The organism is Nocardioides sp., from assembly GCF_044226765.1.
Lineage (GTDB): Bacteria > Actinomycetota > Actinomycetes > Propionibacteriales > Nocardioidaceae > Nocardioides.
Genome location: NZ_JBGAGJ010000001.1, coordinates 89,842 through 115,015, shown reverse-complemented (window position 1 = coordinate 115,015; position 25,174 = coordinate 89,842). Strand labels below are relative to the sequence as shown.

Below are 25,174 nucleotides of genomic sequence, written 5' to 3'. Positions count from 1 at the left end.
CGTGGCTGAGCCCGACGTGGTCGTCGTCGACCACCACGACTCCTACACCTGGAACCTGGTCCACCTCGTCGCCTCCGTCACCGGTGTCCTCCCCGAGGTCGTCCAGCACGACGAGGTCACGGCCGCCGACGTGCTCGCCCACGCGTTCGTCGTGCTCTCGCCGGGCCCCGGCCATCCCGCCGACCTCGCCGACTTCGCGGTCGGCCGGGCGGTGCTGGCCGCCGGCACCCGCCCCGTGCTCGGGGTGTGCCTGGGCATGCAGGGCCTGGTGACGACGTACGGCGGCAGCGTCGGCCGGGTCGCGCCGGCGCACGGCGACGTCGCGCAGGTGACCCACGACGGCCGCGGGGTCTTCGCGGGCGTGCCCTCGCCGCTGACCGCGGTGCGCTACCACTCGCTCGCGGCGCTGGCCGTGCCCGACTGCCTCGAGGTGAGCGCGACCGCCGACGGGGTCGTCATGGGGGTCCGGCACCGGACGCTGCCGCTCGAGGGCGTGCAGTTCCACCCCGAGTCGGTGCTCTCCGAGCACGGCGCGCGGCTGGTGGCCAACTTCCTCGGCGTACGCGTCGGGACCGCCCCGTGACGCGGCTCGACGACCCGGTGGAGCTGGTGCGGTCGGTGGCGGCCGCCCACCCGCGGTGCTTCTGGCTCGACGGCGGCGGTGCGCGCGAGTGGTCGGGCCGGCGCTCGATGGTCGGGTGGCTCGACGACGACGACGTGTCGCTGACCTACTCGGCCGCCACCGGCGAGGTCACCCGCCACGCCGGCGGCCGGGCCGAGGTGGTCGGCGACGACGTCTTCACGGTGCTCGAGGCGGAGCTGACCGCCGGCTCGCCCACCGACCACTGGGTGGGCTACCTGGGCTACGCCTGCCGCCCCGACCTGCCCGCCTCGGTCGCGACCGGACCGTCCGCCGGCACCGTGCCGGACGCGGTCTGGATGCGCCCACGCGAGGTGCACTTCTTCGAGCACGCGCCCGGGGTTGTCAGGGACTTCATGACGTTGTCGGGGGTTGCAACCCCTGACAACGTCAGGTTTCCCCGGCTGACCGGGGATTCATCCACCCCGGACGCCGCCTACGCCGCCGCGTTCGAGCAGGTGCAGGAGCAGCTGCGGGCGGGGAACACCTACGAGGTCAACCTCACCTACCGGCTCGGGGTCGACAGCGCCGTCGACCCGCTGACGGCGTACCTGCGGCTGCGCGAGCTCAACCCGGCGCCGTACGCCGGCTTCGTGCAGCACGACCTCCCGGGCGCCCGGGGGTGGCTGCTGAGCAGCAGCCCGGAGCGCTACGCGCTCGTGACGGCCGACCGCACGGTCGAGACCAAGCCGATCAAGGGCACGACCCCGCGTGGCGCGACCCCCGAGGAGGACGAGCGGCACCGGCACCACCTGGCCGCCGACCCACGCTTCCGCGCCGAGAACCTGATGATCGTCGACCTGCTGCGCAACGACCTGTCGATGGTCTGCGCGCCGGGGACGGTGACGGTGCCGGCCCTGATGGCGGTGGAGAGCTACGAGACCGTGCACCAGCTGGTCAGCACGGTCCGCGGTCGGCTGCGCGACGACGTCACGACGGTCGGTGCCCTGCGCGCGCTCTTCCCCGCGGGCTCGATGACGGGCGCCCCGAAGCTGCGCACGATGCAGGTGATCGAGCAGGTCGAGGCGACTCCGCGGGGTGCCTACGCGGGTGCGTTCGGCTGGCTCGCCGGCGACGGTCGCGCCGACTTCGGTGTGGTGATCCGCAGCCTCACCACGGCCGGCGACGGCCGCTACCTGCTCGGCACCGGCGGCGGCGTCACCGTGCGCTCGTCGGTGCAGGACGAGCACGACGAGTCGCGCTGGAAGGCCGAGCGTCTGCTGAGAGCCCTGGAGGTCCGATGAGCGAGCCGGTCGTCGACGCGGAGCGGCACGCCAGCTGGTTGGAGCTCTTCTTCGACCTGGTGGCGGTGGCGGGCATCGGCATGCTCGCGCGTCTGCTCGTCGACGACACCAGCGGCGGCGGCATCGCGGTCTACATCATCGCCTACACCGCCATCTGGATGATCTGGGCCTGCTTCACCCTCTACAGCAACGTGGCCGGCCAGGGCGCGCACGTCGTGCTGATCCTGGCGGCGATGTTCGTGCTGGGCGTGATGACCGCCGCGGTGCCCGAGATCCACGGTGAGCACGCGACCGCGTTCGCCGTGGCGTACGTCGTCGGGCGGTTCCTCGCCGCCCGGCCGTGGCAGCGAGCCGTCGTCCTCACCGACCTGCCGATCGTGCAGACCGGAGGCGGCATCGTCCCGTGGATCGTGTCGTTCTGGTGCGAGGGCACCACGCAGTACGCCCTGTGGGCGCTCGGTCTCGCCATCGACCTGTGGTTCCTGGTCTCGGCCAGCACCGAGCGGCTGCTCGCCAGCACCCAGGAGCGGCTCGACCGGGTGCGCCGGTCGCGCCGCGGCGCCGGCCGGCGCGGGGAGCAGGTGCCGGACACGGTCGAGGTGGTCGGCGCGGACGTGCCGCACCTCGGGGAGCGACTCGGCCTCTTCGTGCTCATCGTGCTCGGTGAGGGCCTGGTGCAGATCGTCGACGCCGCCAGCGAGGCGGAGTGGGACCGGCCGCTGGCCGTCACCGGCGCCGGTGCCTTCGTGCTGATGTTCGGGCTGTGGGCAGCGGCCGTGCGGTTCGGGTACGCCGGGGTCGCCCTGCTGCCCGACCGGGCCCTGCTGCCGCGGCTTGCCTGGCCGGCCCACCTGGCCGCCACCCTCGCCCTCGCGACCGTCGCCGCGGTCCTCGGCCTGCTCGTGGCCGACCCCCGCGCCGCCGTCGACGACCGGGTGCGGTCGATCCTGCTGGCGTCGTACGCCGGCTATGCGCTCCTGTGCGCCGGCGTCCTCGCGGCCACGGGCCACCGGCGCCCGGCCGCGTGGGTCGCCGGCCCCGCGGTGGTGGCGGCGGGCGTGGTCGCGCTCGGCACCGGGCTCGCCGCCGAGGGCACGGTGTGGGTGCTGGCCGCCGGGGTGCTGGTGACGCTCTCCGCGCGAGCCCGCGGCGCTACCGCGCCAGCCGGGGCGTGACCTCGACGGTGCCTACCGGTGACCTGACCTGGTTACCGTGGAGGGCATGGAGAACGCCCACGTCATCGTGCTCTTCGGCGCGACCGGCGACCTGTCGCGCCGCAAGCTGCTGCCCGGGCTCCTGCACCTGTGGCAGGCCGGGCTGATCGACGACTCCCGGATCGTCGGCACCTCGCTGGAGGACATCGACACCGAGGAGTTCGTGAGCATCGCCCGCCAGTCGTGCGTGGAGTTCAAGAAGCGCGGTGTCTCGGAGGAGGAGTGGCAGCAGTTCAGCTCGCTGCTCAGCTACGTGCCGCAGAGCGCCGGCCCGCCCGCGCTGGCCGAGGCCGTCCGGGTCGCCGAGACCGATCTGGCCCGCGGTGGCCGGCCGGTCGACTTCCTCCACTACCTCAGCGTGCCGCCGAAGGCCGCGCTCGACGTCGTGCGCCAGCTCGACGAGGCCGGCCTGGTCAAGCAGTCCCGGATCATCATGGAGAAGCCGTTCGGGACCGACCTCGAGACGGCCCGGCGGCTCAACGAGCGGCTCCACCAGGTCTTCGACGAGAGCCAGATCTTCCGCATCGACCACTTCCTCGGCAAGGAGGCCGCGCAGAACATCCTGGCCTTCCGCTTCGCCAACGGGCTCTTCGAGCCGATCTGGAACCGCAACTTCATCGACCACGTGCAGATCGACGTCCCCGAGACCCTGGGGCTCGAGGGGCGCAGCCGCTTCTACGAGGGCACCGGCGCCTACCGCGACATGGTCGTGACGCACCTGATGCAGGTGCTGGCGTTCATGGCGATGGAGCCGCCGACGTCGCTGGCGCCCGACCCGATCGGCGAGGAGAAGCTCAAGGTGTTCCGCTCGATGCGGCCGATCGAGCCCCACAACGTGGTGCGCGGCCAGTACGCCGGCTACCGCGACCACGAAGAGGTCGCCGACGACTCCGACACCGAGACGTTCGTGGCGCTCAAGGTCGAGATCGACAACTGGCGCTGGGCCGGGGTGCCGTTCTACCTGCGCACCGGCAAGAAGCTCGCCGAGGGGGCGCGGATCATCTCGATCGCGTTCAAGGAGCCGCCGCTGTCGATGTTTCCGCGCGGCTCCAACGCCGGCACCCAGGGGCCCGACCACCTCACCTTCGACCTCGCCGACCAGTCCCGCATGTCGCTGTCGTTCTACGGCAAGCGACCGGGACCCGGCATGAAGCTGGAGAAGCTGTCGATGCAGTTCGCGACGCACGAGACCTCGTCGTCGCTGGCGGTCCTCGAGGCCTACGAGCGGCTGATCCACGACGCCCTGCGCGGCGACCACACGCTGTTCACCACCGCCGACGGCATCGAGACGCTGTGGGAGAAGTCGATCCCGCTGCTGATGAGCCCGCCGCCGGTGCGCACCTACCCCGTGGGCAGCTGGGGCCCGAACGCGATCCACCAGCTCGTCGCCCCGCACGCCTGGCGGCTGCCCTTCGAGCGCTCCTGGCGCGAGCACAACACCTACGCGGAGTAACCGCCCGCCGCCCCGGTGTCGGGCGGCCGGGGTTCGGGCGTCGGGCCGGCGGTGGCTGCTGTTTCACCATGGTCTGTGGGTGAACCTGTTCACCATGGTCTGTGGGTGAACCTGCACCTCCCATGGTGGGCATGCCGTGGGGAGCGCGGTCTCGCCTGCATACCGTGGTGAACCTGCGACGGGAGGGGCGGCCGGCGAGCTAACCGGACGAGCCGCCCGCACCGGCGGCGTGCAGCCGAGCCGCCTGCCGGGTCAGGTGGTCGCGCTCGGCGGTGCTGCCCGCTCGCGCCGCTGCTGCGACGTAGAGCGCCTGGGCGCGGTCGAGGTCGCCGGCCCGCTCGGTGAGCCACGCCTCGACCGCGGTGTGGCGGGGTACGTCGGCGGACACGGTGCGCAGCGCGGCCAGACCCGCGAGCGGCCCGTCGACCTCGCCGACGGCGACGGACCGGTTGAGCGCGACCACCGGCGAGTCGGTGAGAGCCAGCAGCTCGTCGTACCACTCGAGCACCTGTGGCCAGTCGGTCTCCTCCGCCGACCGGGCGTCGCAGTGCAGGGCGGCGATGGCCGCCTGCGCCTGGTAGGGCCCGAGCCGGTCGCGGTCGAGCGCGGCCTGCAGCACCTCGACGCCCTCCGCGACCGAGCCGGTGTCCCACAGGCTGCGGTCCTGCTCGGCGAGCGGCACCAGCGCCCCGTCGGCGGTCCACCGGGCGGCGCGCCGGGCGTGGTGGAGCAGCATCAGCGCGAGCAGCCCGCCGACCTCCGGCTCGTCGGTCGCGGCGGCCAGCATCCGGGTCAGCCGGATCGCCTCGGCGGCCAGGTCGACCTCGCCGGTGTAGCCCTCGTTGAAGACCAGGTAGAGCACGGTCAGCACGTGCGCCAGGTCCCCGGGCGCGCCGATCCCGGCCGCGGCGACCGTGCGCTTGGCCCGGCTGATCCGCTGTGCCATCGTCGCCTCGGGTACGAGGTAGGCCGCCGCGATCTGCCGCGTCGTGAGCCCGCCCACGGCCCGCAGGGTCAGGGCGACCGCCGAGGTCGGCGACAGCGCCGGGTGGCAGCAGAGGAAGAGCAGCAGCAGCGTGTCGTCGTCGTGCTCGGCGGGGCCCGGCGCGGGCTCGTCGGCGGCCCGCTCCTCCCGGGCCCGCCGGGCGGTCTCGGACCGCCCGGCGTCCAGGAGCTTGCGCCACGCCACCGTCACCAGCCACGCCTGCGGGTCGTCCGGTGGGTTGCCGGGCCATCGGCGTACCGCCTCGACCAGCGCCTCCTGGACGGCGTCCTCGGCCGCCGCGAAGTCGGCGCCCCGGCGGACCAGGACGCCGAGCGTCCGGGGGGCCAGGTCGCGGACGAGCAGATCGAGGTCCGACACGGTCAGTCGAGCTCGCCGGGTCGCTCCTCCAGGAAGGGCCGGACCTCGATCCACTCGTGCAGCGGCTCACCGCCGGCGCCCGGAGCCGAGGACAGGAACGCCGCGACCTCGTGCGCGCGCTCGACGGAGTCGACGTCGATCGTCATCCAGCCCGCGATCAGGTCCTTGGTCTCCGCGAACGGCCCGTCGGTGACCGGCGGGCGGCCCTCTCCGTCGAACCGCACGAAGGCGCCCTCGGGTGACAGGGCCTGACCGTCGACGAACTCACCGCGCTCGCGCAGGGTGTCCGCCACGTGGTCCATGAACGCGATGTGGTCGGAGACCTCCTGGGGCGTCCACTGGTCCATCGGGATGCAGGCGGTCTCGGTGCGCTGGGGGCCGCCGCGGTAGTGCTTGAGCAGCAGGTACTTCGCCATCCTGGTCCTCCTCGGTGTGGGTGCCGCCGTCGTCGGTCGGCACACCCCTGGGACGGAGCCGCCGCGCCGTTCTCGACATCGACCCGCCGTCAGCCCCGCTGCCGGCGCCCGTCGTCGGTGTAGCTGACCGAGCCGAGGTCGACGGTACGACGTGCGTTGGCCAGCGCCGCGACCACGACGGTGCCCAGCGGCCCGGTGCGGTCGAAGAGCGCGGCGGTGCCCACGGCGATGCCGTCGTGCTCGACCCGGTCGGTCGCCAGCAGGCCGATCTCCGTGCCGTCGGGCTCGCGGGCCAGGGTCATGGTGATGTCGGTGTTGATGAACTGCACCCCCCGGGTGCCCCAGTTGGTGACCATGCTCGCCCCGTCCGCGGTCGACGCGGCGGCCTGGAAGCCGGTCATCGGCTCGTCCGGCACCACCGGCACGGCGGTGCTCCACGAGGCCTTGCGGTCGGCGTTCTGGTGCTCCAGGAAGTCCTGCGACCAGCCGGCCGACGACGAGACGTACGGCGCCCGCGGCGTGCCGTCGGAGCGCGGCACGACGTCCAGCGGCGGCACCGGCGGGCGCGAGTCGGGCGTCCACACCTGACCGTCCGGGTCCTCCGACGGGCGCAGGAAGGTGGCGGTGCCCCGGGCGACCCGCTCGCCCTCCTGGGTGAGGATCACGTCGACCAGGCAGATCCGTCTCCCCTCGCGCTCGACCTCGGTGGTGAGGGTGCACGGCACCATCCGCGCCGGGCGGAACAGGTCGACCGCCCAGCGGGCGGGCCGCAGGTCGGTGCGGCCGGCGGCGGCCAGCCGGTGCTCGGCCGCCCACGCCAGGGCCCCGCTCAGCGCGACGCCGTGCATCTGGTCGTCGCTCCACATGCTGCAGGCCAGCGGGGCCGGGACCAGCTGGTCGCCGGCGCGGGTGAAGAAGGAGATCTGGTCGGTCACGGTCGCATTCTCCCGGAGGTGACTATCCCTGCGGGGCGGCCTTCGCGAGGGCGGCGAGCAGGGCCGTGGTGGAGGAGACCAGCTGCTCCTGGTCGTACGGCGCGAGCTGGGCGGCGTTCACGCTCTGCACCACCCCGCCGGTCTGGACGAACCCGGTCACCAGGATCCCCGACGGTCGTGGCTTGACCGCGACCCGGGCCGCGTCGGCGCCCGGCACCTCCACCGGCCGGAGCTGGCGGCCCGCGGCGCCCATCGAGGCCAGGGCCGCGTCCAGGCCGCCGTCGAAGAACAGGTACGACACGTCGTACGCCGGCCCACCCTTGCGCACCGGTGTGAACGTGCAGCGGGGCTGGTCGGCGGTGCCGGTCTGCTCGGTCATCGCGGTGCCGGCGATCCGGCTGACCTGGGCCGGGGTGAGCCCGTCACAGGGGTTCCAGGTGACGTCGCCGGCCCGGGAGGCCAGGGACGAGGCCGCGGCCGGGGCGCCGGAGGAGCCCGAGGAGCAGCCGGCCAGGGCGCCGGCCGCGGCGACCACCGCGAGGGCTACGGCGAGAGGCGACCTCACGACACCGGCGTCCAGTCGGGGACCGGCGAGGACGACCCGGGCAGCCAGAGCACCAGGCGGGCCCCACCCGCCGGTGAGACGTCCGCGTCGACCGTGCCCGAGTGCCGCTCGGCGACCTGGCGCACGATCGACAGGCCCAGTCCCGAGCCCGGCATCGAGCGCGACTCCTCGGAGCGGTAGAACCGGTCGAAGACGTGCGGCCGGTCGTCGGGCTTGATGCCCGGGCCCTCGTCGTCGACCACGAGACGGCCGTCGGCGAGCCGGACCGTGACGGTGCCGCCGGGCGGGCTCCACTTCGCGGCGTTGTCGAGCAGGTTCGCGACCGCGCGCTCGACCCCGGCCTCCTCGCCGACGACGTACCAGGGCTCGGTCACGACGTCGAAGGTCGCCGTGGGTGCTCGACGGCGGACCCGCGCGACGGTGTGCTCGACCAGCTCGGCGAGGTCGATCTCCTGCACGACGTGGGTGAGCGGCTCGTCGCGGGAGAGCTCCATGAGGTCGCCGATCAGCGTGGTGAGCTCCTCGATCTGGGCCCGTACGTCGGCCAGCAGCTCCTCCTTCGCCGCGGGCGGCAGGCCGCCCGCGCTGTCGGCCTGGGTGAGCAGGTCGAGGTTGGTGCGCAGCGAGGTCAGCGGCGTGCGCAGCTCGTGACCGGCGTCGGCGACCAGCTGGCGCTGCCGATCGCGCGAGGCGGCGAGCGCCGCGAGCATCTGGTTGAACGCCCGGGCCAGCCGGGCGATCTCGTCATCGCCCTCGACCGGCAGGGGCCGCAGGTCCTCGGTGCGGGCGATCTCCTCGACCGCGGCCGTCAGCCGGCGCACGGGACGCAGGCCGTTGCGGGCGACGCCCCAGCCGGCCATGCCGGCCGCGATGATGCCCGCGAGCCCGAAGAGCAGCATCACCAGGCCGAGCTTGCCGAGCACCGCGTCGGTCGAGCTCAGGGACTGGGCGAGGATGAAGGTCTCGCCGTCGTCGCCACCGCGGTGGAGGGCGATCACTCGCCAGCGGTCGCCGTCGGACCCGACGACGGTCCGGATGGACTGCTTGTGGTCGCCGCGGAGCACGCCGATCTCGGGGTCGCCGATCTGGAAGGGGAGCTTGCCGCGGCCGATGCCGACCGACCCGCGGAAGCAGGCCACCCAGGTGTCGGCGGTGCCGAGGTACTCCGGGGGGATGTCCGAGCGCAGGGAGCACAGGTCGGAGGAGGCCGCGGACGCGCGCTCCACCAGGGAGTCGTCGAGGGTGGACTCCAGCTGCATCCGCACCGTCAGGTAGGCGCCGAGCGCGACGAAGGCGACGGTCACGCCGACCGCGATCGTGGTGAGCAGGGTGACGCGGCTCGCGAGCGAGCGCCGGTAGTGCCAGCGGCCGTCCGCGTCGTGGTGCTCGGCGGTCACGTTTCCTTCAGCACGTAGCCCACGCCACGCACCGTGTGGATCAGCCGGGGCTCGTCCTCCGCCTCGGTCTTGCGCCGCAGGTAGCCGACGTAGACCTCCAGGGAGTTCGCGGTCGTGGGGAAGTCGTAGCCCCACACCTCCTCGAGGATGAACGACCGCTCGAGCACCCGCCGGGGCCGGCGCAGGAACATCTCCAGGAGCGCGAACTCGGTGCGGGTCAGCTCGATCGCACGGTTGCCCCGGCGGACCTCGCGGGTGGCGATGTCCATGGAGAGGTCGGAGAAGCTGAGCAGCTCGTCCTCGTCCTCCTCGCGGGGTGCGACCCGGCGCAGCAGCGCGCGGAGGCGGGCGAGGAGCTCCTGCAGGGCGAACGGCTTGGTCAGGTAGTCGTCCGCGCCGGCGTCCAGGCCCTCGACCCGGTCGCCGACGGCGTCGCGCGCCGTGAGGACCAGGATCGGCACGTCGTTGCCGGCGGTGCGCAGGGCCTTGGTCGTCTCGAGGCCGTCGAGGCGCGGCATCATCACGTCCATCACGACCACGTCCGGTGCGCTGGAGGCGATGCCCGCGAGTGCCTCGGCGCCGTCGGCGGCGAGCGCGACGTCGTACCCGTTGAACTCGAGGGACCGGCGGAGGGACTCACGCACGGCCTTGTCGTCGTCGACGACGAGCACGCGCGGCTTCGGCACCGGGGAGGAGGTCACGGGGCAACTGTGCCAGCCCTCGCTGAACCGGTACTGAGAACCGCGCGGACGACGCAACCGGAGGTCGAGCTTGTCGAGGCCCCCGGCACGTGAGATCCGCCGGCGCGGCTCGGATCAGGTGTAGCGGCGCGCGACCTCGGCCGCGCGGGCGGCGTAGCCACCGCCGAAGTGACAGGCGTGCACGAGCAGCGGGAAGAGCTGGTGCAGGGCGACCCGGTCCTCCCAGCCCTCGGCGAGCGGGCTGACCTCGGCGTAGGCGTCGAGCACCCGGGGGAGGTGGGGCAGGCCGAAGAGGGCGAGCATCGCGAGGTCCAGCTCCCGGTGGCCGCCGTACGCCGCGGGGTCGACCAGCCAGGCGCGGCCGTCCAGGCCCCAGATGACGTTGCCGTTCCAGAGGTCGCCGTGCAGCCGGGCGGGCGGCTCGGCGGGCACCAGGTCGCCGAGGCGGGGTACGACGGCCTCGACGGCCGCCACCTGGGCGGCGTCTGCCGCGCCGCGGTCCCGGGCCAGGCGCAGGTAGGGCAGCAGCCGGCGGGCGGCGTAGAACTCCGACCAGGTCTCGGTCGGCCGGTTCGGCATCGGCAGGCGGCCGATGAAGCCCTCCCGGTCCAGGCCGAACGACGGTGCGCCGGCCGCGTGGGTCGCCGCGAGCTCGCGGCCCAGCGCGGCGGCCACGTCGACCGAGCTCTTGCCCGGCTCCACCCAGCGCACGATCACGCACTCGTCGTCGCTGCCGAGCACCTCCGGCACGGCGGCGCCGCCGTCCGGCGTCGCCTCGGCGAGCCAGCGCAGGCCCGCGGCCTCGGCGGCGAAGAAGCCGTCGGGGGCGTGGGGCAGGGTCTTCATCAGCGCCGTGGTGCCGTCGCTGAGCCGCAGTCGGGTCGCGGTCGAGATGTCGCCGCCGGCCACCGGCGCCGTGGCCACCACCGCGGAGCCGAGGAGCTCCTCGGCCCGGCGGGCGACCAGCGGCTGGCGGGTCACGGCCGGCTCCCGCCTCCCGAGTCGTCGGACCCCGGCTCCCACGGCCGCTCGGTGCGCAGCGCGCCGACCAGCGCGTCGGCAGTCCGCTCGACCATCACGAGGACCTCCTCGAAACCGGAGTCTCCACCGTAGTACGGGTCGGGCACGTCGCTGCCCGGTTCTCGCGGGTCGAAGTCCCGGAAGAGCCGCACCCGCGTCGACGCTCCACCGAGGTCGGCCAGGTTCTGGGCGTCCATGGCGAGGAGCAGGTCCGGCGCCTCCCCGTCCGGCCCGCCGGGGCCGGCCCACTGCCGGGCGCGGTGCCGCGAGGCGTCGTACCCGGCTGCCGTCAGCGTGGCCGCGGCCCGCCGGTCCATCGGGTCGCCCACGTGCCAGTCGCCGGTGCCGGAGCTGGTCACCGAGACCCGGTCGCCCAGGCCGGCGTCGGCCAGGCGCTCCTCGAGGACCACGTGGGCCGTCGGTGACCGGCAGATGTTGCCCAGGCACACGAGCTCGACGCGATAGCCGCCGGGCCGCCGCGCGGGCGGGAGGGGGGCGCTCACTCCTGGGCGTCGCCGACGAGCACCTCGACGACCCAGGTGACGAGGGTGATCACGATGGCGCCGCCGAGGGCGTTCCAGAAGCCGTCGACGTAGAAGTCCACGCCGAACAGGTTCACCAGCCACTCGGTGAACAGCAGCATCAGTGCGTTGATCACCAGCAGGAACAGCCCGAGGGTGATGATGATGAACGGGATCGACAAGAACTTGATCACCGGGCTGACGAACCCGTTGACGACCCCGAGGATCAGCGCGACGAACAGCAGCGGCCAGATGTTGTCGGCCACCTGGTCCCAGCCGGTCGAGTCACCGAACCCGATGCCGTCGAAGACGAGCACCGCGGCGGCGAGCGCCACGGCGTTGGTGGCCAGCCAGCCGAGGAACCTGAGGAATCCCACGTCCTGAAGCCTAGGGCCCCGGTCCAGGAACCCCGCTCACCGACCGGCCAGGCCCAGGGCGTCGAGGATCGAGGTCTCGGCGTCGGCGAGGTGCCGCTCGAGGAAGGCCGAGGCGTCGCCCACGGCTCCGCGCTCGAGCAGCATCACCAGCTGGGTGTGGCTCTCGGCCTGGTCGTGGGCGTTGCGCCGGATCCGGTCGACCTGGGCGAGCGCCAGCCTGAGCTCGACCATCAGGCTCTCGGCCATCGCCACCAGCCGCGGCGAGCCCGTGAGCCCGACGAGCGAGACGTGGAAGGCCAGGTGCCGCTCGTTGAGCTCCTGGTAGGAGCCGCCGGCGCGCACCGCCCCGGTGTAGCTGACCAGCGACGTCCGGACCGCGTCGCGCAGCGGCTCGCCGGCGTCCGGCCACGACCGCACCCCGGCCCCCTCGAGCACCCACCGGGCGCGGCAGATGTCGCGGACCGAGGCCGCCTCGGGGGTCGACACCGAGACCCCGCGGTTGGGCTCGCGCACGGCCAGCCCCTCGGCGACCAGCACCCCGAGTGCCTCGCGCACGGTCGGCCGGGAGACGCCGAGGGAGTGGGCGAGGGCGACCTCGCGCAGCGGCGTCCCCGACTCCAGCTCGCCGTCGAAGACGGCCCGGCGCAGCTCCTCGGCGACCCGGTCCACGGTCGAGGAGAGCTCGAGGTGGAGGGTGTCGAACGGCGGCTGGGCCATGGCCCCATTGTGCTCTACACTCGCGGTCTGTCAGGTTGTCTGACAATCAAGCAAATCACGCCTCTCACACCCGAGGAGGGATCCATGGACCAGCAGCTGCCCGGACACCTGCACTGGGGTCGCCGGTACGTCATGGTCGAGCCGACCCACTTCCGCGTCGACTACCGGATCAACCCGTTCATGGACCTCGCCGACCAGCCCGACCGCGACCGGGCGATGGCGCAGTGGCGCGAGCTGGTCGGCACCATCGAGAGCCTGGGCGGCCGCGTCGAGGTGCTGCCCCAGCGTGCGGACGCCCCCGACATGGTCTACGCGATGAACCTCGGGCTCGGCGTGGTGGCCGAGGACGGCCGCGAGCACGTCGTCCTCTCCCACATGCGCTACCCGCAGCGGCGGATGGAGACCGCGTCCGCGCAGCCGTGGTTCGCCGAGCGCGGCTTCCGCACCCTGTACGTCGGGCACGAGGGCGTCGGCGCCCACCTGGAGGCCGGGGACGCGTTCGCGTTCGGTGACGCGCTCGTGGTGGGCTACGGTCCGCGCACCGAGGAGCTCGCCCTCAAGCACCTGGCCACCGAGCTCGGGGTCCGGGTCCGCGGCCTGCGGATCACGCACCCCGGCATGTACCACCTCGACCTGGCGTTCTGCCCGCTGGACGAGCGCCGGGCGATCGTCTGTCCGGCGGCGTTCGACGAGGCCTCGGCCGCCGCCCTCCTCGACCTGGTGCCCGAGCCGCTGGTGATCACCGAGGAGGAGGCGCTGACGACGTTCTGCGCGAACTCGATCGTGATCGGCCGGTTCGTGCTGATGCCCTCCTGCCCCGACCGGGTGCGCGCCCGCCTGGAGGAGTGGGGCTTCTCGGTGGTCCTGGTCGACGTGTCGGAGTTCCACAAGGGCGGTGGCTCCATCCGCTGCCTGACCAACCCGGTCGACGTCACCCTCGGTCGCGACCTCCCCACCGTCCCTGGCGGCGAGGTGCTGCTGCCGGGGGCCTGAGGTCGCGACCGCTGCGGGCGCTCAGGCGGTCGGCGCCCAGTTGCCGTGGAAGCCGGCCGGCACCCGGCCGGGCAGGTGCACGGCGGCGACGTCCTCGAGGGTCCCGGCGTCGAGCAGCACCAGGTCGCTCGTGCCGGTGGCCGGGTCGAACACGTAGCCCATCAGCACGCCGTCGTCCTCGGCCGCGTCCGCCGACGACGGCACGAAGCAGAACTCGCTGACCTCGCGCCCGGCGCCGAGCCGGCGCTCGGTGGTGGTGCCGGCGACGAGGTCGTGCTTGAGCACCGAGTCACCGGTGCGGATGCCGGCCGCGAGCACGCCGGCGGCGTACCCGTAGCGGTGCCGGCGACCGGTCAGCCGCTCGTCGTGGCGGGGGAACTCCTGGCTGTGCTCGTCGAACCGGTGCTCGCGGACCGTGCCGGCCGCGGTGTCGATCGTGAACCGGGTGAGGTACGCCGGTCCCTCGTTCGGTCCGGTGAAGTCGGTGGCGAACATCCGATCGTGCCGGACCACGTCGATCACCACGTCGCTGCCGTCCTCGTAGGCGTTGAGCGTGTGGAAGACGTAGCACTGGTCGATCTCGAACCAGCGCACGTCGACGTTGCCGCCGTCGCGCGGGAGCAGGCCGATCCGCGCGGGGTAGTCGGCGTCCCAGGAGTACGGGAGCCGGCTGGCCGTCCCGGTCCGCAGGGTCTGGTCGATCAGCCGGTCGGTGGCCTGCAGCGGCCGGGGTGCCTCGCCGGCGACCATGCCGAGGTCGAAGGTGACGGGGAGGTCGTAGACGACGACGTAGTGCTCGGTGAGGGCGCAGTCGTGGACCATCGGACTGCCGGTCACCTCGACCTCGACCTGGTGGCGCACCCGCCCGTCGGTGCCGACGACCGAGTAGTCGACGAGGTTGCCGCGGGTCCAGCTGTAGGAGATCGCGTGCAGCTCGCCGGTGTCGGGGTCCTGGTGCGGGTGGGCGGTGTAGCCGCCGGTCACGGTCCCGAGGTCGCAGGGCCCGACCGTGTCGAGCTCCGCCGTCAGCGCGTACGGCGTCCCGCCGGCCTCGACGACGGCCAGGGTGCGGCCGGCGTGCTCGAACACGTTGGTGTTGGGGGCGAAGTCCTCGCCCCGCGGTCGCACGTAGCGGTTGCGGTACCAGCGGGCCCGGCCGTCCTGGAGCCGCACACCGTGCACCATGCCCTCGCCGAGGAACCAGTGGTAGTCCTCGCCCGGGTCGGTCGCGGGGTTGGGACCGATCCGCAGGTAGCGGCCGTCGAGGTGGTCGGGCAGCGTCCCCGTGACCTCGAGGTCGAACGCCGTGAGCTCCTCGTGGACGGGGGCGAAGCCGTCGAGCAGGTAGCGGTTCATCTGTCGACGATAGGGCCGCTGGAACCGGCCCGCTACGGTCGACGGATGTTCCCGGTCGGCGGCGTGGGGGTGATGCTGCTCCTCATCGCGATCTCCGGGGCGGTGTGCTGGCTGCTCGCCCTCGCGCTGCGCCCGCGCCTGGGGTGGGTGACGGCCGGCGCGATCGCCGGGTTCGTCTGGTCGCTCGCGATCATCGGCGCCATCACGCTCATCCCGGCCAACGGCGCCCCCGGCATCGTGCCCGCCGAGGGGCGGCTGACGACCTGCTCGTGGGACATCGGAGGGCCCGCTCCCGACGGGTTCTGGATCTTCTCCGGCACCCAGCGGATGCTCAACACCGTCGTCTTCGTCCCCGCCGGTGCGCTGCTGGTGCTCGCCCTCGCCCGGTGGCCGCGGTCGCTGTGGGTCGGGGTGCCGGTCGGGCTCGCGCTGCTGGCGGCGTACTCGGTCGGGATCGAGGCCACCCAGCTCGCGCTGGCCAGGATCGACCGCGCCTGCGACGTCACCGACGTCGTCGACAACGTCACGGGCGCCGTCCTCGGCCTGGCCGCGGGAGGCGTGCTGGCGCTCGTCCTGCGGCCCTGGCGCGGTCGCGACCTAAGGTGACGCCATGACCACGCCACAGCCCCGGCCGACCGTGGCGGAGATCCCGCCGTACGTCGCCGGGAAGCCGCCGACGGTGCGCCCCGGGATGACCTCCTACAAGCTGTCGTCGAACGAGAACCCCTACCCGCCGCTCCCCGGCGTCGTCGAGGCCGTCCAGGCCGGCGTCGCCGCGATGAACCGCTACCCCGACATGGGCAGCGCCGCGCTCTACGACGCGCTCTCGTCGACGTTCGAGGTCCCCGTCGACCACCTCTCGGTCGCCACCGGGTCGGTCGGGCTGATCTACCAGCTGGTGCAGGCGTTCTGCGATCCCGGCGACGAGGTCGTCTTCGCCTGGCGCTCCTTCGAGGCCTACCCGATCGCCGTCACCGCCGCGGCTGCGACGGCCGTCAAGGTGCCGGTCACCGCGGACGGTCGCCATGACCTCGACGCGATGGCGTCCGCCATCACCGAGCGCACCAAGGTGGTGCTCGTCTGCACCCCCAACAACCCGACCGGCCCGGCGGTCACCCAGGCCGAGCTCGACGCGTTCCTCGACCGCGTCCCCTCGCACGTGCTGGTCGTCGTGGACGAGGCGTACGTCGAGTTCGTGCGGATGGCCGACCCCGTCGACGGCCTCGCGACGTACCGTGGGCGCGCCAACGTCGTGCTCACCCGCACCTTCTCCAAGGCCTACGGCCTCGCCGGCTTCCGCGTCGGGTACGCCGTCGCGCCGGCGCCGATCGCGGCCGCGCTGCGCGCGGTCTCGCTGCCGTTCGGGGTCTCCACGGTCGCGCAGGCCGCGGCCATCGCCTCGCTCGAGCGCCGCGACGAGCTCTACGAGCGGGTCGAGGCGCTGGTCGCCGAGCGCAGCCGTGTCGTCGGCGGCCTGCGCGCGGTCGGCTGGGACGTGCCCGAGGCGCAGGGCAACTTCGTGTGGTTCGGGCTCGGCGAGCGCACCCTCGACTTCGTGACCGCAGCCGACGAGGCCGGCATCGTCGTGCGTCCGTTCGCGGGGGAGGGCTGCCGCGTGTCGATCGGCGAGCCCGAGGCCAACGACCGGCTGGTCGCGGTGGCGGGGTCCTTCACGCGCTGACCGGCTCCTGCGCCGGTGCCGGACGGCGGTCCATCTCGCGCCACCGCGGGTCGACCGCCGGCAGCATCGTGACGAGGAAGTAGGCGACGCCGACCGCCAGCATCGCCCAGGAGAGCCCGAGGCCGGCGACCAGCACGCCTCCGAGCAGGCCGCCGAGGGGCATGAGGGCGAAGCACATCGCGGTCGTCAGCGAGCTGACGCGCCCGACCAGCGGCTCCGGGATCCGCTCGAAGATCACCGCGCCGAGCACGGGGTTGAGGAAGCCCGAGGCGAAGCCGCCGACCAGGCTGAAGGCGACGATCACCCACAGCGGCACGCCCAGCGCGAAGAGGACGAAGCGGGGCAGGCCGGTCAGGAGGAACGCGACGAGGTAGGTGCGGTACCGCGAGAGCCGGTCGGCCCACGCCGCCGCGCACAGCGCGCCGACCGCGGACGCCCCGGCCCAGACGGCGAAGACGAGCCCGACCGCCGGAGCCCCACCCCCGTTGTCGCGCGCCCACACCGGCAGCAGCACCGATGCCCACGCGAGGTCCAGCAGGTTGGTCAGCGCGACCATCACCGCGATCCCGAACAGCACGCGGTCCCCGCGCAGGAACCGCCAGCCCTCGTGGAGCTGCCGGAGGTACGGCTCCGGCTCGCCGTCCGGAACCTCCGCCCGCCTGCTGCGGGGCAGGCCGGTCGTCGACCCGAGCAGGAGCAGGGCGGAGACCAGGAAGCTGGCGGCATCGACGACCAGGGCGTTCGCCGGGCCGACCGCCGCGATGAGCAGCCCGGCGGCCGCGGCGCCGAGCATCGAGGACGTCCGCTCGACGGCGCCGCCCAGCCCCGTGACCCGCTCCATCGGCACCCGCGCGTGCTCGGCGATCGCCGGGATCAAGGCGTTCTTCGCTGCGTCGCCCGGCCCGCGCAGGGCTCCCGCGACCGCCACGATGCCCAGGAAGAGGCCGAAGGTCAGGTGGCCGGTGTGGTGCAGCAGCGGGATGGTGCCGACGACGACCGTCGACCCTAGGTCGCACCCGACCGTCACCCGGCGGGCCCCCAGCCGGTCGATGAGCGGACCACCGAGCACCTTGAGCACGACCATCGGCAGCATCTCGGCCAGCGCCACCAGCCCGGTCCGGGTCGGGCTCCCGGTCGTCACCAGGACGAACCACGGCAGCGCGACCATCGAGACCTTCGTGCCGGTCAGCGAGACGGCGTCGGCGGCGAGCCAGCCGTGCAGAGGGGTCCGACGCCCCGAGAACGTCGGCGCCATCACTCCTCCCCGCCGCCCACCCGACCGGGGTAGGGGAAGCCGTTGAGCTGCACGACGTACTGCACGGCGTCCTCGCCCTCCTCCTCCGGCTCGTCGCCGAGCATCTCGGCGACCCGCTCGATCAGGGCCTTCGCACGGGCCGGGCTGAGCCGGGTGACCCAGTCGCTGTAGGTGACGGCATCGGTCCACTCGCGGGGGAGCAGGGCGAGCTCCTCGACGGAGCGCTGCAGCGTCTGCGTCATCACGACGACCACCGACTGCAGGTAGGCCTCGAGCGTCTCCCGCTCGCCCGGGTCCGCCGGCGCGAGGGTGTCGGTGGTCGTGGCCTGGTGGGCGGCGCGCCACCATCGGTCGCGCGCGTTGCCCCGCTCGGTGTCCTCGACGATGAACCCGTGCCGCTCCAGCTGGCGCAGGTGGTACGACGTCGCGCCGGTGTTGATGCCCAGCCGGGTGGCCAACGACGTCGCGGTGGCCGGTCCGTCGATCCGGAGCAGGCCGAGCATCCGCAGGCGGAGCGGGTGGGCGAGGGCCTTGAGAGCCTCGGGGCCCGGAGTGATCGAGGTGGCATCCATCCGACAAAGATAGATTGCATAGAGACATTTGCAAAGGTATCTCTGTGATCTGAGCTTGTGCGGTGGCCGACGACATCCGTCTAGACCGCTCGGCCGATGTGGCAGCAGGGGGTCGCCCTGAGGCGGCGTGCTCCGGTAGGACCGGGGCAGGCACGCGGTGGAGGGAGCCCCGATGCGCACGTCCGAAACGAGCTCGGTGAGACGGAAGGCGGTCGTCGTGGCCGCCGCGCTCGCCGCCGGGGTCGGTCTGACCCTCGTGGCCGCGCCGGCCCAGGCGGCCACGGCGCTGAGCGGCACCGCGGGTGCCTTCGTGGGCACCAACAACGCGGGCGGCACCTGCTCCAACGCCGGCGGGGACGACGCGCAGAGCACCACCGCGTTCAGCAGCAACGGGGCGGTCCGCACCCGCAGCGTCGCGTCCAGCGGGACCATCACCGACAGTGGCGACGCCGGTGACGTCACGACCTGGTCGGCCTCGGCGAAGATGACGTTGCGTGCCGGCCAGACGTCGAGCACCAGCTCCCTGTCGGTCTCGGCGGCGCTCAAGGCGCGGGTCACCAGCGCCCAGGGCAGCATGACCGGCTGCGACCCGAGTGCCTCGGCCGGCGCCCAGGTGATCGGGGTGCTCAGCCTGGCCCACGCCGGCTGGGTGCAGATCGACGCGACCGTCCCCCGGGGCGCCCAGTTCGTGGCCGCGGTGATCCCGCTCTCGGACTCACTGCCCGTGCAGACGGTCCAGTACAGCGCCGCCGTCTACCACTCCCGCCTGTGGTTCGACTCCGGACAGTACGTCGTGCAGGTGGTCGCCCAGGTCGAGGCCGACACCGATCCGGCGACGGTCGGCTCGACGGCCGTGAACGGCACGCTCACCGCCTCGCTCAAGGCGTTGCCCGGCGGAGCGGCAACGGGCGCTGCCGCCGGACCCGGGCGCGCCTACGTGGCGCTGCCTGGCGGGGTCGGGTGCGTCGACGGGACCGTCGCCGTCCCGTTCACCGGGAAGGCCGGCAAGGCGGCCTCGGCCACCTTCTACGTGAACGGCAAGAAGCGGGCCACGGTCAGCAGCCCCCGTCCCGGCACCGCCGTGATTCTCCGCGGCGTCGGCGCCACGAGCGAGACCACCGTGCGGGCGGTGGTCAAGCCGAGGACCGGCAAGGCCGTGTCGGTCAGCCGCAGCTACTTGGCCTGCTCGTGACCTGGACCTGGGAAGGACACCCGATGAGACACAGCACGAGCGCCCGGCGCACCCTCGCCGCGACTGCGGCCGGAGGACTGGTCACCGCTGCGGCCTGTGTCGGCCTCGCCTCGCCGGCCGCGGCCGCGACCCCGGCAGCGAAGGTCCAGGCCACCGTGCAGACGACGTTCTCGATCGGCAGCGGGGCCTGCACCCTGTCGTCAGCGGGGACGTCGGCCGCGCAGATCGTCACCAACCAGACGACGGGCACCAAGAAGTTCAGCCGGACCGCCTCGGCGACCGCGACGGCGACCAACAACATGGATCCGGGCGACAAGGTGGGCTTCGCCGCGACCAACACGGTCGTGGGGTCGGTGTCCGCGGCGGGCGGCGCCTTCACCGCCTTGTCCGCGACCCTGACCCAGAATGCGAAGATCACGCCCACCCTGGGCCTGGGCACCGACTGTGACCCCGAGATCACCGAGGTGAGCGTGGTTCAGGCGGTCGTCCACATCAAGAGGGCGGGGAAGGTGACCATCAACGCCACCACACCAGCGTCGGTCCTCCTGGCCCAGGTCGCCTTCATGGGGGCCGACGGGTCGTCGATCGATGTGGGTTACCAGCGTCGCGGGTTCCACACCACGACCCGTGCGGTGAAGCCAGGTGACTACGCCGTGCAGCTGCAGACGGTCACCGAGGCGATGTTCGACGACCCGGTCTTCTCCTTCGAGGAGTCCGGTCGGACCACGTTCAAGCTCACCTACAAGAAGTCCTGAGGAAGGGAACCGTGATGCGGACCTCGAAGCGAAGCCCGATGGTGCGGCGCGTGCTGGCGGTCGGCGCGGCCCTGGCCGCAGCCGCGGCCGGGGCCGTGGTGGCCACACCTGCCCATGCGGCCACGGCGATGACCGGGATCGGCGGCTCGTCGGTGGACCCGAACGACAGCGGCGGCACCTGCTCGTCGTCGGGAGGCACGGAGGACCAGACGACGTTCTCCAGCAACGGGCAGTCCCGCACCACGACGGCGTCCGACGACGGCACGATCACCAACAGCGGTGACATGACCGACAACACCACGTGGGCAGCGACGTCCAAGACGACCTTCAAGTCGAGCCAGACCGCCACCACGAGCACGCTGTCGATGACCGCCTCCCTCAAGGCGTCGGTGGACGCCGACCTCGGCTCGTCCTCGGCGTGCGACCCCGAGGCCGAGGCGGACGCCGGGGCCGAGGTCCTGCTCAAGGTGAGCCGGCCGAGCTGGCTGCTCGTCAAGGCCAGCATCCCGGCGAGCGCGGCGTTCGGCTTCGGCCTGATGCCCGCGACCGACTTCTCGACCCCGGTGCAGACCGAGCAGTACGACCAGTCGTCCTACACGGGCAAGATCTGGGTGGAGCCGGGCACCTACGCCATCATGCTGCAGGCCCTCGGACAGGCGGACGTCGATCCGGCCTCGCCGTACCGCACGTCGATGTCGGGCACCGTCAAGGCGACCGCGTCCGTGGTGCCCGCCGGCATGGCCAAGGGTGCTGCGGCCGGGCCCGGCCGTGCCTACGTCTCGCTGCCCTCGGCGGTCGGCTGCCTGAACGGGACGATCGCGGTCCCCTTCACGGGCAAGGCGAGCAAGGCGTCGTCGGCGACGTTCTACGTCAACGGCAGGAAGAAGGTCACGGTCAAGAACCCGCAGCCCGGCGTCGCGGCCCTCCTCACGCGGATACCGAGCGGCAGCGACACCACGGTCAAGGTGGTGGTCCAGCCCGACAGGGGCAAGCCGGCCGCCGCCACCCGCAGCTACCTGGCCTGCTCCTGAGCCGGAAGGGAACGACGAGATGAGCATCATGAGCACACGACCCGCACGGTGCCTGGCGACCGCCCTCACGGTCGGCGCCACCGCGGCCGCACTGGCGCTGGGGCCGAGTTCGCCGGCCCTCGCCGCGACACCTGCGGTGAAGGGACAGGCGCAGGCCCAGACCACGTTCGACGCCGACACCGGCGACTGCACGCTCGTGCACCCGGACCCGTCGAACACCCAGATCGTCACGGTGCCGACCACCGGGACCAAGAAGTTCAGCCGGTCCGCGTCGGCGACCGGCTCGGCGGTCAGCACCGGGGACCCCACGGACTCGGTGACCATGAAGGCCACGAACACCGTCACCGGCTCGGTCACGGGGGCAGGCGGGGCCTTCTCGAAGATGTCGGCGACGATGACGCAGTCGGCCAAGATCACGATGTCGAAGGGCTTCGGCTCCGACTGCGACCCGCAGATCGTCACCGGAGGCACCGCGGCAGCACTCGCCCACGTCAAGAAGGCCGGTGTGATCACGATGCGGATCACCGTGCCGCCGAGCGGGCTCGGCGAGATGGTCATCCAGGGCACCAGCGGGCCCGGCTCGATCATGGTGAGCTACCTGCACAAGGGCACCCACACGGTCGCCCTCAAGGTGAAGCCGGGGGACTACCAGATCATCGGGATCCTCCAGACACCGACGGCCTTCGAGCCTCCGTTGTACTCCCTGGAGAGCTCGGGCCGGGCGACGTTCAGCGCGACGTACAAGGCGTCCTGACCGCACGCGCGCTCGGCGGGTGACCGCACGTCGACCCTGACCGCGGGTCACGTCGGCGCCGCCAGGCGGACGACCGTAGGGTCGCGGCATGGCTTACCTGACCTCGGGCGAGTACGACCGCGACACCGACTACATCGCCGACCGGATCACGCTGGGGGCCCGCGAGCCCGAGCACGGTCCGGTCGGCGGTGAGCTGTGGCCGGTCGAGCCGGGCCGCTACCGGCTGGTCGCCGCGAAGGCGTGCCCCTGGGCGACCCGCTCGATCATCGTGCGTCAGCTGCTCGGGCTGGAGGACGTGATCTCTCTCGGCCTGTGCGGGCCGACGCACGACGAGCGCAGCTGGACCTTCGACCTCGACCCCGGCGGCCGGGACCCGGTCCTGGGGATCGAGCGGCTGCAGCAGGCGTACCTCGCCCGCTTCCCCGACTACCCCAAGGGGATCACCGTCCCGGCGGTCGTGGACGTGCCGTCGGGCGCGGTGGTGACGAACGACTTCCCGTGGATCACCCACGACCTGTTCTTCGAGTGGCGCGACCACCACCGGCCGGACGCCCCGGACCTGTGGCCCGACGACCTCCGCGAGGAGATGGACGCGGTCATGGAGCGGGTGTTCACCGAGGTCAACAACGGCGTCTACCGCTGTGGCTTCGCGGGCTCGCAGGATGCGTACGACGACGCCTACGACCGGCTGTTCGCGACCCTGGACTGGCTCGAGGAGCGGCTGACCGACCGGCGCTACCTCATGGGCGAGGCGATCACCGAGGCGGACGTCCGGCTCTTCACCACCCTGGCGCGCTTCGACGCGGTCTACCACGGCCACTTCAAGTGCAACCGCAACAAGCTGGTCGAGATGCCGGCGCTGTGGGGCTACGCCCGCGACCTCTTCTCGACCCCCGGCTTCGGCGACAACACCGACTTCGACCAGATCAAGCGTCACTACTACGTCGTGCAGAAGGACATCAACCCCTCCCAGGTCGTCCCGAAGGGGCCGGACCTGTCCGGGTGGCTCACTCCCCACGGGCGCGAGCGCCTGTAGGGGCCGCCGGGCTGCTGGTTTACCCGGTCGACCGGGTAAACCCTCGCTTGTCGGCGAGAACTTCGGCCGACAAGCGAGGGTTTACGCCGACAAGTCCGGCGCCCGGCACTCAGACGTCGATGGCGAGCCGCACGCGTACGACGTGACCGAGCTCGATGCCCTCCGCCCGTCGGACCCAGGCCTTGAGCGGGACCACGTAGCGCCCGTCCTTGGGCCACAGCGACGTGGTCCACGTGGTGCCGCCGATGATGACCGTCGCCGGGATCATCCCCCAGCCGTAGGTCACGGCCGCCGCCGTCTCGGCGATCTCCTCGGCCTCGTCCTCGGGCACCCAGACGAAGTGGTACGGCGCCGGGCCGCGCCACTCCCACACGTCGCCGCTGAACACCATCTCCACGAGCGCCAGGGTAGGCGGGTCTGCTAGACCAGCGCCGGTCCCGGAGCCGCTTGAATCGGTGCCGACCGACCCGCGCCACTACGCTCCCCGGGACCGAGGACGAGGAGGTCCGGATGCCCACGTTCGGCCGACGATGGCTGCAGCGCACCGCGCTGACGACGGCGGCGGCGGTGGTCGCCGCCACGGCGGCTGCAGCGGTGGCACCGGGCGCCGCGCAGGCGGTGACTCCGGGTGTCTCCGGCACGCTGAGCACCGTCGCCCGCGGCGTGACGGAAAACTCGGACTGCACGGTCTCGCCCTCGACCGAGGACTCGCTGACCTACAGCCCCAACGGCGCGACCCGTCGGAGTGCGTCGGCGACGGGCGGGACGACGACCAGCGACCTGGACGGCACGGACACCGCGAGCTGGTCGGGAGCGACGTCGAGCAAGGTCACCGCGAAGCGCACCGCCACGACGGCGACGGTCACCTTCTCGGCGTCGGTGCGGGCCCAGATCAGCGCCGTGAAGGGCGCCTCGTCCGTGTGCGTCCCCGGCGTCGAGGCGGATGCCATCGCCAGCTCGACCTTCACCGTGCCCAAGGCGGGCTGGATGACGCTGCGCGCCTCCACGACCGGCAGGGCGAGCCTCGTCCTCGGCCTCGTGCCCGTCACCGGAGTCGTGCGTCCCGTCCAGATCGTCGCGTTCGACCCGTCGACCTACGCAGGCAAGGCCTGGGTCAGACCCGGCAAGTACACCGTGGAGATCCAGGCCATCGCGGCCGCCGACGTCGACCCGAGCACGCCCGCGCGGAGCTCGGCCGCCGGCGCCGTCACGGCGTCGGTCTCCGTGCAGCCCTCGAGCACCGGGAAGGTGACGCGATGACGGTCCTCGCCCTGCGGCGGACCACCGCCGCCCTCGCCGTCGCGACCGCCACGGCCGTCGGGCTCGTCGTCGGGGTGCCGGCGTACGCCGTCACGCCGGCCGCCAAGCTCCGCGCCGTGAGCCAGGTCGAGCTCAGCGCCGACACCGACGCCTGCTCGATCGTCGGCACCGGCGCCGCCAAGGTGGCGGGAGCCACCGTCCCGACCTCGGGCACCCGGTCCTTCACGGCCAAGACGTCGAGCTCGGGCACCGCGGTCGGCAACGTCGACGCGAGCGACACGGTGACGCTGAACGGCACCGGCACGGTGGCGGGCACGGTGCGCGGCTCCGGCGGCGCGTTCTCGAGCATGACGGCGAAGATGTCCGGGACGGCCACGATCACCCAGGCGCTCCCCGACACCGCCTGCAAGCCCGCCAGCGCCGTCACGACCTTCGCGGCCGTCGTCGCGCACGTGCGCAAGCGCGGCAGGATCGTGCTGACCATGTCGGTCTCCGGCGGCGGGTACGGCGGCATCGGCATGCAGCGCGGCAGCGACTTCGGCTCCGGTGTGGCCGTCGTCAGCCAGCTGCGCCGAGGCAGCTACACCGTGAGCTACCCGGTACGACCGGGCGACTACTCGATCGAGGTCGCCATGATGGCCGTGGCGTCCGAGCTTGCGCCCTACCTCACCCTGCACGCGTCGGCGGCGGCGACGTTCACCGCCACGTTCAAGGCCTCCTGAGGCG

28 protein-coding genes are annotated in these 25,174 nt (G+C 72.9%); 14 read left to right on the top strand and 14 right to left on the bottom strand.

The window, feature by feature from the left end:
* Nucleotide 1: 1 nt before the first annotated feature.
* The 4 genes from ACILRH_RS00585 to zwf are packed head-to-tail and all read left to right on the top strand — an operon-like array spanning nt 2 to nt 4,551.
* The gene (locus ACILRH_RS00585; protein WP_395690185.1) at nt 2-583 is read left to right on the top strand and encodes an anthranilate synthase component II; all 582 of its coding nucleotides are present in this window, start codon (nt 2-4) and stop codon (nt 581-583) included.
* On the top strand, nt 580-1,884 hold the full coding sequence (locus ACILRH_RS00580) for an anthranilate synthase component I family protein (RefSeq protein WP_395690184.1): 1,305 nt from the start codon (nt 580-582) through the stop codon (nt 1,882-1,884). Before ACILRH_RS00585 ends, ACILRH_RS00580 begins: the two co-directional genes overlap by 4 nt.
* Nucleotides 1,881-3,059 carry a low temperature requirement protein A gene (locus ACILRH_RS00575; RefSeq protein WP_395690183.1) on the top strand — a complete coding sequence of 393 codons (1,179 nt, stop codon included), beginning with the start codon at nt 1,881-1,883 and terminating at the stop codon, nt 3,057-3,059. Before ACILRH_RS00580 ends, ACILRH_RS00575 begins: the two co-directional genes overlap by 4 nt.
* A gap of 46 nt (nt 3,060-3,105) precedes the next feature.
* Nucleotides 3,106-4,551: a glucose-6-phosphate dehydrogenase gene (gene zwf, locus ACILRH_RS00570; protein ID WP_395690182.1), complete on the top strand. Its 1,446-nt coding sequence runs from the start codon at nt 3,106-3,108 to the stop codon at nt 4,549-4,551.
* Between the two features lie 199 nt (nt 4,552-4,750).
* Here the strand turns inward: zwf and ACILRH_RS00565 are convergent, their stop codons facing one another.
* The 10 genes from ACILRH_RS00565 to ACILRH_RS00520 all read right to left on the bottom strand — a co-directional run bounded on the left by ACILRH_RS00565 (nt 4,751) and on the right by ACILRH_RS00520 (nt 12,563).
* A complete protein-coding gene (locus ACILRH_RS00565; RefSeq protein WP_395690181.1) occupies nt 4,751-5,914 on the bottom strand; it encodes an RNA polymerase sigma factor in 1,164 nt (387 codons plus the stop codon).
* 2 nt (nt 5,915-5,916) lie between these two features.
* Nucleotides 5,917-6,330, bottom strand: a complete 414-nt coding sequence (locus ACILRH_RS00560; RefSeq protein WP_395690180.1) for a YciI family protein — start codon at nt 6,328-6,330, stop codon at nt 5,917-5,919.
* An 89-nt stretch (nt 6,331-6,419) separates the two neighbouring features.
* Nucleotides 6,420-7,265, bottom strand: coding sequence for an acyl-CoA thioesterase domain-containing protein (locus ACILRH_RS00555; protein ID WP_395690179.1), 846 nt, complete (start codon nt 7,263-7,265; stop codon nt 6,420-6,422).
* Between the two features lie 22 nt (nt 7,266-7,287).
* On the bottom strand, nt 7,288-7,830 hold the full coding sequence (locus ACILRH_RS00550) for a DUF3558 family protein (RefSeq protein ID WP_395690178.1): 543 nt from the start codon (nt 7,828-7,830) through the stop codon (nt 7,288-7,290).
* Nucleotides 7,827-9,227 carry a sensor histidine kinase gene (locus ACILRH_RS00545; protein ID WP_395690177.1) on the bottom strand — a complete coding sequence of 467 codons (1,401 nt, stop codon included), beginning with the start codon at nt 9,225-9,227 and terminating at the stop codon, nt 7,827-7,829. Before ACILRH_RS00545 ends, ACILRH_RS00550 begins: the two co-directional genes overlap by 4 nt.
* Complete coding sequence (locus ACILRH_RS00540; protein WP_395690176.1) at nt 9,224-9,928, bottom strand: response regulator transcription factor; 705 nt, start codon at nt 9,926-9,928, stop codon at nt 9,224-9,226. The genes ACILRH_RS00545 and ACILRH_RS00540 overlap by 4 nt, the downstream gene beginning before the upstream one ends.
* 114 nt (nt 9,929-10,042) lie before the next feature.
* Nucleotides 10,043-10,909, bottom strand: coding sequence for a fructosamine kinase family protein (locus tag ACILRH_RS00535; protein ID WP_395690175.1), 867 nt, complete (start codon nt 10,907-10,909; stop codon nt 10,043-10,045).
* Nucleotides 10,906-11,451, bottom strand: coding sequence for a low molecular weight protein-tyrosine-phosphatase (locus ACILRH_RS00530; protein ID WP_395690174.1), 546 nt, complete (start codon nt 11,449-11,451; stop codon nt 10,906-10,908). The genes ACILRH_RS00535 and ACILRH_RS00530 overlap by 4 nt, the downstream gene beginning before the upstream one ends.
* Nucleotides 11,448-11,846: a phage holin family protein gene (locus ACILRH_RS00525; RefSeq protein WP_395690173.1), complete on the bottom strand. Its 399-nt coding sequence runs from the start codon at nt 11,844-11,846 to the stop codon at nt 11,448-11,450. The genes ACILRH_RS00530 and ACILRH_RS00525 overlap by 4 nt, the downstream gene beginning before the upstream one ends.
* Before the next feature lie 36 nt (nt 11,847-11,882).
* On the bottom strand, nt 11,883-12,563 hold the full coding sequence (locus ACILRH_RS00520) for a GntR family transcriptional regulator (protein WP_395690172.1): 681 nt from the start codon (nt 12,561-12,563) through the stop codon (nt 11,883-11,885).
* 84 nt (nt 12,564-12,647) lie between these two features.
* On the opposite strand from ACILRH_RS00520, the gene ACILRH_RS00515 reads away from it, so the two are divergent.
* Entirely contained in the window at nt 12,648-13,556 is a 909-nt protein-coding gene (locus ACILRH_RS00515; RefSeq protein ID WP_395690171.1) for a dimethylarginine dimethylaminohydrolase family protein, read from the top strand.
* Nucleotides 13,557-13,577: 21 nt separating this feature from the next.
* Here ACILRH_RS00515 and ACILRH_RS00510 read toward each other — a convergent pair whose 3' ends face one another.
* A complete protein-coding gene (locus ACILRH_RS00510; RefSeq protein WP_395690170.1) occupies nt 13,578-14,912 on the bottom strand; it encodes a carotenoid oxygenase family protein in 1,335 nt (444 codons plus the stop codon).
* 45 nt (nt 14,913-14,957) lie between these two features.
* Between ACILRH_RS00510 and ACILRH_RS00505 the strand changes: the two genes are divergently transcribed.
* On the top strand, nt 14,958-15,518 hold the full coding sequence (locus ACILRH_RS00505; protein ID WP_395690169.1) for a VanZ family protein: 561 nt from the start codon (nt 14,958-14,960) through the stop codon (nt 15,516-15,518).
* A gap of 4 nt (nt 15,519-15,522) precedes the next feature.
* Entirely contained in the window at nt 15,523-16,593 is a 1,071-nt protein-coding gene (gene hisC / locus ACILRH_RS00500) for a histidinol-phosphate transaminase (RefSeq protein ID WP_395690168.1), read from the top strand.
* Here the strand turns inward: hisC and ACILRH_RS00495 are convergent.
* Together ACILRH_RS00495 and ACILRH_RS00490 are read right to left on the bottom strand one after the other, a co-directional pair.
* On the bottom strand, nt 16,583-17,848 hold the full coding sequence (locus ACILRH_RS00495; RefSeq protein WP_395690167.1) for an MFS transporter: 1,266 nt from the start codon (nt 17,846-17,848) through the stop codon (nt 16,583-16,585). The genes hisC and ACILRH_RS00495 overlap by 11 nt on opposite strands.
* Complete coding sequence (locus ACILRH_RS00490) at nt 17,848-18,420, bottom strand: helix-turn-helix domain-containing protein (RefSeq protein WP_395690166.1); 573 nt, start codon at nt 18,418-18,420, stop codon at nt 17,848-17,850. The genes ACILRH_RS00495 and ACILRH_RS00490 overlap by 1 nt, the downstream gene beginning before the upstream one ends.
* A gap of 172 nt (nt 18,421-18,592) precedes the next feature.
* Between ACILRH_RS00490 and ACILRH_RS00485 the strand changes: the two genes are divergently transcribed.
* The 5 genes from ACILRH_RS00485 (at nt 18,593) to ACILRH_RS00465 (ending at nt 23,188) form a co-directional block, all read left to right on the top strand.
* Nucleotides 18,593-19,612 carry a hypothetical protein gene (locus ACILRH_RS00485; RefSeq protein WP_395690165.1) on the top strand — a complete coding sequence of 340 codons (1,020 nt, stop codon included), beginning with the start codon at nt 18,593-18,595 and terminating at the stop codon, nt 19,610-19,612.
* Between the two features lie 23 nt (nt 19,613-19,635).
* Entirely contained in the window at nt 19,636-20,367 is a 732-nt protein-coding gene (locus tag ACILRH_RS00480; protein WP_395690164.1) for a hypothetical protein, read from the top strand.
* Nucleotides 20,368-20,381: 14 nt separating this feature from the next.
* Nucleotides 20,382-21,398 carry a hypothetical protein gene (locus ACILRH_RS00475; protein ID WP_395690163.1) on the top strand — a complete coding sequence of 339 codons (1,017 nt, stop codon included), beginning with the start codon at nt 20,382-20,384 and terminating at the stop codon, nt 21,396-21,398.
* Between the two features lie 28 nt (nt 21,399-21,426).
* The gene (locus tag ACILRH_RS00470; RefSeq protein WP_395690162.1) at nt 21,427-22,152 is read left to right on the top strand and encodes a hypothetical protein; all 726 of its coding nucleotides are present in this window, start codon (nt 21,427-21,429) and stop codon (nt 22,150-22,152) included.
* 88 nt (nt 22,153-22,240) lie between these two features.
* Nucleotides 22,241-23,188, top strand: a complete 948-nt coding sequence (locus ACILRH_RS00465) for a glutathione S-transferase family protein (RefSeq protein WP_395690161.1) — start codon at nt 22,241-22,243, stop codon at nt 23,186-23,188.
* 109 nt (nt 23,189-23,297) lie between these two features.
* On the opposite strand, the gene ACILRH_RS00460 is transcribed toward ACILRH_RS00465, so the two are convergent.
* Complete coding sequence (locus ACILRH_RS00460; protein ID WP_395691196.1) at nt 23,298-23,579, bottom strand: DUF1905 domain-containing protein; 282 nt, start codon at nt 23,577-23,579, stop codon at nt 23,298-23,300.
* Between the two features lie 119 nt (nt 23,580-23,698).
* Here ACILRH_RS00460 and ACILRH_RS00455 point away from each other — a divergent pair, with 119 nt between their 5' ends.
* Together ACILRH_RS00455 and ACILRH_RS00450 are read left to right on the top strand one after the other, a co-directional pair.
* Nucleotides 23,699-24,448: a hypothetical protein gene (locus ACILRH_RS00455; protein ID WP_395690160.1), complete on the top strand. Its 750-nt coding sequence runs from the start codon at nt 23,699-23,701 to the stop codon at nt 24,446-24,448.
* Nucleotides 24,445-25,170: a hypothetical protein gene (locus tag ACILRH_RS00450; RefSeq protein WP_395690159.1), complete on the top strand. Its 726-nt coding sequence runs from the start codon at nt 24,445-24,447 to the stop codon at nt 25,168-25,170. Before ACILRH_RS00455 ends, ACILRH_RS00450 begins: the two co-directional genes overlap by 4 nt.
* Nucleotides 25,171-25,174 lie beyond the last annotated feature (4 nt).

Coding starts and splice junctions, on each gene's coding strand:
- zwf (WP_395690182.1), top strand. CDS start 3,106: ATGGAGAACGCCCACGTCATCGTGCTCTTCGGCGCGACCGGCGACCTG.
- ACILRH_RS00575 (WP_395690183.1), top strand. CDS start 1,881: ATGAGCGAGCCGGTCGTCGACGCGGAGCGGCACGCCAGCTGGTTGGAG.
- ACILRH_RS00560 (WP_395690180.1), bottom strand. CDS start 6,330: ATGGCGAAGTACCTGCTGCTCAAGCACTACCGCGGCGGCCCCCAGCGC.
- ACILRH_RS00515 (WP_395690171.1), top strand. CDS start 12,648: ATGGACCAGCAGCTGCCCGGACACCTGCACTGGGGTCGCCGGTACGTC.
- ACILRH_RS00510 (WP_395690170.1), bottom strand. CDS start 14,912: ATGAACCGCTACCTGCTCGACGGCTTCGCCCCCGTCCACGAGGAGCTC.
- ACILRH_RS00460 (WP_395691196.1), bottom strand. CDS start 23,579: ATGGTGTTCAGCGGCGACGTGTGGGAGTGGCGCGGCCCGGCGCCGTAC.
- hisC (WP_395690168.1), top strand. CDS start 15,523: ATGACCACGCCACAGCCCCGGCCGACCGTGGCGGAGATCCCGCCGTAC.
- ACILRH_RS00520 (WP_395690172.1), bottom strand. CDS start 12,563: ATGGCCCAGCCGCCGTTCGACACCCTCCACCTCGAGCTCTCCTCGACC.
- ACILRH_RS00465 (WP_395690161.1), top strand. CDS start 22,241: ATGGCTTACCTGACCTCGGGCGAGTACGACCGCGACACCGACTACATC.
- ACILRH_RS00455 (WP_395690160.1), top strand. CDS start 23,699: ATGCCCACGTTCGGCCGACGATGGCTGCAGCGCACCGCGCTGACGACG.
- ACILRH_RS00490 (WP_395690166.1), bottom strand. CDS start 18,420: ATGGATGCCACCTCGATCACTCCGGGCCCCGAGGCTCTCAAGGCCCTC.
- ACILRH_RS00480 (WP_395690164.1), top strand. CDS start 19,636: ATGAGACACAGCACGAGCGCCCGGCGCACCCTCGCCGCGACTGCGGCC.
- ACILRH_RS00470 (WP_395690162.1), top strand. CDS start 21,427: ATGAGCACACGACCCGCACGGTGCCTGGCGACCGCCCTCACGGTCGGC.
- ACILRH_RS00495 (WP_395690167.1), bottom strand. CDS start 17,848: ATGGCGCCGACGTTCTCGGGGCGTCGGACCCCTCTGCACGGCTGGCTC.
- ACILRH_RS00450 (WP_395690159.1), top strand. CDS start 24,445: ATGACGGTCCTCGCCCTGCGGCGGACCACCGCCGCCCTCGCCGTCGCG.
- ACILRH_RS00485 (WP_395690165.1), top strand. CDS start 18,593: ATGCGCACGTCCGAAACGAGCTCGGTGAGACGGAAGGCGGTCGTCGTG.
- ACILRH_RS00475 (WP_395690163.1), top strand. CDS start 20,382: ATGCGGACCTCGAAGCGAAGCCCGATGGTGCGGCGCGTGCTGGCGGTC.
- ACILRH_RS00505 (WP_395690169.1), top strand. CDS start 14,958: ATGTTCCCGGTCGGCGGCGTGGGGGTGATGCTGCTCCTCATCGCGATC.